Genomic DNA, 592 nt, shown 5'->3' with positions numbered 1-592 from the left:
TATTACTGTCCGCTAAACATAGAAATCCTCATTCCAACTCATTGAGACACAATAGTTCGGATGACAGCATGTTAGTGACAAGCCCCCTTATTCATTTTCTGTTACCTCGGGTGGCGATTCAGCCGCTGCTTCAAGCATGAGTTTCATGTCGGCATCCGGCATGTTGAAGAAATTATTCATGTTGAGGTATTCCATAAGTACAATGCGCACCATAGTAGCCAGCCCTGAGAAACTCCACCGCCTCTGCAATGAGCTTTGCAGCAGTGACAGTAATAGATTGGCAATGAGTGTAACCCAAATCTGTATCTTGATGGCGTTGGCACTCTCCCCATAGAAGTATCTAAGCGGGAAGTTCTGTTTTATCTGCTTGAAAAGAGACTCTATCTGCCACCTCCTGCGGTAGATGGCTACGATAGTCTCCATGGACATGTCAAAGTCGTTGGTAAGCAAGGACACCAACTTTGGCATCTTTCCTTTCTTGATATCCACATAGGTGATGATACGCGCTATATGGTTGATACCGCCCTTCCTGAACACCACCACCTGCTCACGATATTCCATCAGCCCATCCTCGTTCATATCCATGCAGTCT

1 protein-coding gene is annotated in these 592 nt (G+C 45.9%); it reads right to left on the bottom strand.

Features of this window, described 5'->3' with window-relative positions:
* Nucleotides 1-87: 87 nt before the first annotated feature.
* Nucleotides 88-592, bottom strand: a 505-nt coding sequence (locus E0E16_RS08575) for a transposase (protein ID WP_130829700.1), incomplete at its 5' end; no start/stop codon positions are given.

Source organism: Prevotella rectalis, from assembly GCF_900607215.1.
Lineage (GTDB): Bacteria > Bacteroidota > Bacteroidia > Bacteroidales > Bacteroidaceae > Prevotella > Prevotella brunnea.
The sequence above is the reverse complement of the archived record's forward strand: the minus strand, read 5'-3'. Positions and strand labels throughout refer to the sequence as shown.